The following is a 6,525-nucleotide window of genomic DNA, read 5'->3' as shown; positions in this document are numbered from 1 at the left end:
GCGCGTGCAGAGCGCCGCGGAGGCGCAGCTGGCGCTGGACCGCCTCGTCCAGGTGGTGCGCCGGCCGATCGACGCATCGCCAGATCACGCCTCGGCCGACGCCGCTTCGGTGACCGAGGAAATGCCGACCTCGGCCATGGGCTTGGACAGGGACAGGGACGAGGACGGGGACGCCCGCGACGACGACATCTTCGGCAGCGCGGCGGGCACGCCCGGCGACGTGCTGCGGCTGAGCGCGAGCGTCGGCGCGACGCTGTACCCGCAGGATGGCGGCGAAGCCGAGACCCTGATGCGCCATGCCGCCCATGCGCTGTACCGCGTCAAGCGCAGCGGCCGCGACGGCGTGCAGTTCTTCGACGTCGAGAAGCGCCGCAGCCGCGAGGCGCAGGCCCAGGCCGCGCTGCGCGTGCAGCAGGCGCTGGAGGCCGGCGAGCTGTGCCTCCACTACCAGCCCAAGCTGGACCTCGTCACCGGCGAACTGCTGGGCGCCGAGGCGCTGCTGCGCTGGCGCCACCCGCAGCGCGGGCTGCTGGCGCCGGCGGCCTTCCTGCCGTCGGTGGAGCGCAGCGGCATGGCCGCCGCGCTCGGGCACTGGGTGCTGGAACAGGCGCTCGCGCAATGCGGGCGCTGGCAGGCCGAAGGCCTCGAGCTCACGCTCAGCGTCAACATCAGCCCGCGTCATCTGGCGGCGCCGGATTTCCCGGCGCGGCTGGCCGCCCTGCTGGCCCGCCATCCGGAAGTCCCGCCGCAGCGGCTGGTGCTGGAGCTGCTCGAGTCCAGCGCGCTTGACGACGTCGTGCTGGCGCGCCGCCTGCTCACCGACTGCAAGCGCCTGGGCCTGTGGCTGGCGATGGACGACTTCGGCACCGGCTACGCGACGCTGTCGGTGCTCAAGCAGTTGCCGCTGGACCAGCTGAAGATCGACCGCTCCTTCGTCCAGACCATGCTGGTCGACCCGCAAGACCGGGCGCTGGTGCAGGGCGTGATCGCGCTGGCCGGGCAGTTCGGCTGCGAACTCGTGGCCGAGGGCGTCGAATCGGCGGCGCATGCGCGGGCGCTGGTCGAGATGGGCTGCCGCGTCGGCCAGGGCAGCGGCCTGTGCGAGCCGCTGCCGCCGCAGGCGCTGCTGGACTGGGCGCGGCAGCGCGGCGCCGTCGCCCGCGGCCGCGAAAAGCCGCCGCAGGCCATCACTTAAACTTCTGCGGTGATCCCGCCCGGCTTTATTCAGGACCTCCTGGCCCGCGTCGACATCGTCGACATCGTGGGCCGCCATGTCGACCTCAAGAAGGCCGGCATCAACCACAAGGGCCTGTGCCCGTTCCACGGCGAGAAGACCCCGAGCTTCACCGTCAGCCCCTCGCGCCAGACCTTCCACTGCTTCGGCTGCGGCCAGCACGGCAACGCCGTCGGTTTCCTGATGGAGCACCTGGGCATCGGCTTCATCGACGCGGTCAGGGACCTGGCCCAGCAGGCCGGCATGCAGGTGCCCGAGGACGACCGCAGCCCCCAGCAGCGCGAGCAGGAAAAGGCGCAGAAGCAGCGCCAGGCCACGCTCACCGAGATCCTGGCCAAGGCCGGCCAGCACTACCGCCAGCAGCTCAAGGGCAACCCGCGCGCGATCGAATACCTCAAGGGCCGCGGCCTCACCGGCCAGATCGCGCTGCAGTTCGGCCTGGGCTACGCGCCCGATGGATGGCGCTCGCTGGCCAGCGCCTTCCCGTCCTACGACGACCCGCTGCTGGTCGAGACCGGCCTGGTCATCCTGCAGGACGACCCCGGCAAGAGCGAGGCCGAGCAGCGCCGCTACGACCGCTTCCGCGACCGGGTGATGTTCCCCATCCGCAACGTGCTGGGCGAGGTCATCGGCTTCGGCGGGCGCGTGCTCGACAAGGGCGAGCCCAAGTACCTGAATTCCCCGGAGACGCCGGTCTTCCACAAGGGCAAGGAGCTGTACGGCCTCTACGAGGCCCGGCCCGCGATGCGCCGGCGCGGCTATGCGCTGGTGGTCGAGGGCTACATGGACGTCGTGGCGCTGGCGCAGCACGGCTTCGGCAACGCGGTGGCGACGCTGGGCACGGCCTGCACGCAGGACCATGTGCAGAAGCTGTTCCGCTTCACCGAGTCGGTGGTGTTCAGCTTCGACGGCGACGCCGCCGGCCGACGCGCCGCGGGTCGGGCGCTCGAGGCCGCCCTGCCCCACGCCAACGAGACGCGGACGATCAAGTTCCTCTTCCTGCCGACCGAACACGACCCCGATTCGTATGTCCGGGAGCTGGGAGCCGACGCCTTCGAGCGCTGCGTCGAGGGCGCCGTGCCGCTGTCGCGCCAGCTGATGGAGACCGCCGCCGACGGCTGCGACCTCGGCACGCCCGAGGGCCGCGCGAGGATGCTCAGCGTCGCCAAGCCGCTGTGGGCAGCGCTGCCCGATGGGCTGCTCAAGCGCCAGCTGCTGGGCGAGCTGGCACGGCGCGCACAGCTGCCGGACGCGGAACTGCAGGCGCTGTGGGCCAACGCGCTGCCGCCGGCCGCGCCGGGCACTCGCCCGCGCGCGGAGCGTCCCGCCGCGGCGCCCGCGCCGAGACCGGCCGCGCGCGCGGCCGCTCCGTCGACGGACGGCGTCCACGACGACCCCTACTTCGACATCCCCGCCTCGGCCTACGGCGACGAGGGCTCGCATGGACCGGACGAGGTCCACATCCCGCACGATGTCGACGCGGGCGTCGCGTCCGGCGGACCGCCGCCGGGCCAGCCCCAGCGCAAGTGGGAACCCAAGGGCGACTTCAAGGGCAAGGGCGGCAAAGGCAAGTGGAGCGGCAAGGGCGAGTGGCGCAAGCGCGACCAGGACCCGACCATCGGCATGCCGCTGGAGCTGCCGCCGGCGCCGATGAACCTCGCGGTCCGGATGCTGCTGCTGCACGGCGAGCTCTGGCACCAGATCGGCGAACAGGACCTGCAGCTGCTGCATGAACTGCCCGGCGAACATGGGCAGCTGATCGCCTGGCTCGAGCGCTTCCTGGTCGACAACGGCCCGACGCCCTGGGCGGTGCTGCAGGTCGCGCTGCAGGAAGCGGACCTGATGGACCTCGCCCAGCGCGTCAGCGGCGGCCCGCTGACCGCCCCGCCCGGCGACGAGCACCTCGAGGCGGAATTCCGCGAAACCCTGCGCAAGCTGTGGATCGGCAAGCTGCAGGCGGACGCCGACCGGATCGCCCGCAGTCCGCAGCCGGACATGGCGCGCTTCCAGTCGCTGCAGCGGCAGATCCGCGACCTGAAGGCGGTTTGAGGGCGTTCTATGGGCGTTCTATGGGCGTTCCATGGGCGCTCTTCGGGGCGGTTGCATCCGCCTTTTTGACCAAACAACCGATTTCGCAGATAATCAAGGGTTTTCGCGCGTCAAGAGTGACCGCAGCGCCAACCGGTCCCCGGCCCCCCAGCTGACCCTGGGTTCATATTCAAAGTGGCCAACCTTTACCGCCTGGGCTGCAACTTCAACGGTTCACGCTAGCCTTCACGCGCCAAGCCTTGAATGGCGGTCGGGTCGTCCCGACCTGTCGTCCAGGGCACGAGTTCGAGCCGCCTGGGCTCGTCGCGCCGCATAGCCCGCAAGTGCCGGGAGTTTGTGGGCGCCGGCGACGCAGGTGGCCGTTTGCATTGCCTGCATCACCGCGAATTTCCCCGCATTCACCTACTGGCCCCGAGCCACCGAGGAACTGCATGACCGCCAAAAAGACCGCGTCCAAGGCCGCCGCCGCAGAAACCGAAGAAGTCAAGAAGCCGGCCGCGAAGGCCGCCGCCAAGACCACCAAGACCGCCACCGCTTCGGCCGATGACAAGCCCAAGCGCGGCCGCAAGCCCAAGGCCGAGACCGAGTCGAAGAAACCCGCCGGCAAGGCCAAGGTCGAGGAAGAGGACGAGGACTTCGGCGACGCGGACGCCGACGGCGAGGTCGAGGGCGACGGCGAGGCCGACGCGGAAGTCGAGGCCGCCGAGGTCGAGGAGCTGGGCGAGGACAAGCCCAAGGCCAAGCCGCTGCGCATGAAGGTCAGCCGCGCCAAGGAGCGCGCGCTCATGCGCGAGTTCGGCCTGGACGAGACCGCGCTCACCGAAGAGGAAGTCGCCAAGCGCCGCCAGGAGCTCAAGACCCTCATCAAGATGGGCAAGACGCGGGGTTTCCTGACGCATCAGGAAATCAACGACCACCTGCCCGAGAAGCTGATCAACGAGGAAATCCTCGAGGCGATCGTGTCGATGCTCAACGACATGGGCATCGCCGTGTACGAGCAGGCGCCCGACGCCGCCACGCTGCTGATCCAGGGCTCGACCTCCCCGACGGCCACCGAGGAGGAAGCGGAAGAAGCCGCGGAAGCCGCGCTGTCGACCGTCGACTCCGAATTCGGCCGCACGACCGACCCGGTGCGCATGTACATGCGCGAGATGGGCACCGTCGAGCTGCTGACCCGCGAGGGCGAGATCGAGATCGCCAAGCGCATCGAAGGCGGCCTGCAGGCATGATGCTGGCGATCAGCGCATCCCCGACGACCATCGCCGAGATCCTGGCCATGGCGGCCAAGATCCGCGCCGGCGAGATGCAGATCTCGGAAGCCGTGGACGGCTTCGTCTCCGATGACGAGGCGGACGACTACGTCGCCGAGGAAGACTTCGACGAGTTCGACGAAGAGGACGACGACGACGGCGCCGGCGGCTCCAAGGCCCTGACCAAGAAGCTGGAAGAGCTGAAGAACGCGGCGCTGGTGAAGCTGGACTCGCTCGCGTCCAACTTCGACAAGATGCGCAAGGCCTTCGAGAAGGACGGCTACAAGTCGGCCAACTACAACAAGGCCCAGGCGGCCATCAGCGCCGAGCTGATGACGATCCGCTTCACCGTCAAGACCATCGAGAAGCTGTGCGACATCCTGCGCTCGCAGGTCGACGACGTGCGCCGCTTCGAGCGCGAGATCCGCAAGATCGTCGTGGACAAGTGCGGCATGCCGCAGGACCACTTCATCAAGACCTTCCCGCCCAACGTGCTGAACCTGCAGTGGGCCGAGAAGGAAGTGGCCTCGGGCAAGCCGTACGCGAACATCATGTCGCGCAACCTGCCGGCCATCCAGGAGTTGCAGCAGAAGCTGATCGACATCCAGGGCAAGGCGGTGGTGCCGCTGGATGATCTCAAGGGCATCAACAAGCGGATGAACGAGGGCGAGAAGGCCTCGCGCGACGCGAAGAAGGAAATGATCGAGGCCAACCTGCGCCTGGTCATCTCGATCGCCAAGAAGTACACCAACCGCGGGCTGCAATTCCTGGACCTGATCCAGGAAGGCAACATCGGCCTGATGAAGGCGGTGGACAAATTCGAATATCGCCGCGGCTACAAGTTCTCGACCTACGCGACGTGGTGGATCCGTCAGGCCATCACCCGCTCGATCGCGGACCAGGCCCGCACCATCCGCATCCCGGTTCACATGATCGAGACGATCAACAAGATGAACCGCATCTCGCGTCAGCATCTGCAGGAGTTCGGCTTCGAGCCGGATGCGCCGACGCTGGCCGAGAAGATGGAGATGCCGGAGGACAAGATCCGCAAGATCATGAAGATCGCCAAGGAGCCGATCTCCATGGAAACGCCGATCGGGGACGACGACGACAGCCACCTGGGCGACTTCATCGAGGACACCAACAACACCGCGCCGATCGAAGCCGCCATGCAGGCCGGCCTGCGCGAGGTGGTGAAGGACATCCTCGACAGCCTGACCCCGCGCGAAGCGAAGGTGCTGCGCATGCGCTTCGGCATCGAGATGAGCACGGACCACACGCTGGAGGAAGTCGGCAAGCAGTTCGACGTCACCCGCGAGCGCATCCGCCAGATCGAAGCCAAGGCGATCCGCAAGCTCAAGCATCCGTCGCGCAGCGACAAGCTGCGCACCTACCTGGACAACCTGTAAATCCCCCGCCCCTTCGGCGGCCAGACGGCTGCCGAACTCGGGCACCGGGTTTGCCTCATCGACCGGCCACCGTCTTCGGACGCTGGCCGGTTTTTTCATGGCCGGGCGCTGTCGCCCCGGGCGTGCTCCGGCATTCGCCCGCCCGTCGGGGGAGAGGTGTCGCACCCGGGCCGACAGGCCCCCGAGGCGAGGGCTAATCACCACGCGGCGCCGAGGGTGGCGCGGCTACACTGAGACTTCCTTCACACCTCAGCTCCAACAAGGCCGATGACCCAGATCCGCGAGCGCTCCGTCCTGTTTGCCGACCTGCGCGGCAGCACGGCGCTGTTCGAGACCCTGGGCAACGCGGAGGCCTCGGGGCTGGTGACGCAGACGGTCGCGCTGATCGGCCAGGCGGTCGACGAGAACCGCGGCGACATCATCAAGACCCTGGGCGACGGCCTGATGGCCGCCTTCGACAACCCGCGCGACGGCATCAAGGCCGCGATGCGGATGCAGGAGCTGCTGGTCAAGACTTCGGCCCGCAGCGAGCGGCTGCGCCACACCCACCTGCAGATCGCGCTGGCGCGCGGCGAGGTGGTCG

General features: G+C 68.7%; 3 protein-coding genes and 1 pseudogene. All 4 read left to right on the top strand.

Annotated features, from left to right (window positions below; genetic code table 11):
• Nucleotides 1-1,195, top strand: a 1,195-nt coding sequence (locus FUT87_RS15010) for a bifunctional diguanylate cyclase/phosphodiesterase (RefSeq protein WP_147241535.1), incomplete at its 5' end; no start/stop codon positions are given.
• A 9-nt stretch (nt 1,196-1,204) separates the two neighbouring features.
• Nucleotides 1,205-3,283, top strand: a complete 2,079-nt coding sequence (gene dnaG / locus FUT87_RS15005) for a DNA primase (RefSeq protein ID WP_147241534.1) — start codon at nt 1,205-1,207, stop codon at nt 3,281-3,283.
• 431 nt (nt 3,284-3,714) lie between these two features.
• A pseudogene (gene rpoD, locus FUT87_RS15000) lies at nt 3,715-5,942 on the top strand (RNA polymerase sigma factor RpoD).
• 267 nt (nt 5,943-6,209) lie between these two features.
• Nucleotides 6,210-6,525, top strand: a 316-nt coding sequence (locus tag FUT87_RS14995; protein ID WP_147241533.1) for an adenylate/guanylate cyclase domain-containing protein, incomplete at its 3' end; no start/stop codon positions are given.

It is taken from the genome of Mitsuaria sp. TWR114, from assembly GCF_007997345.1.
This window is presented reverse-complemented; position numbering and strand designations above follow the sequence as displayed.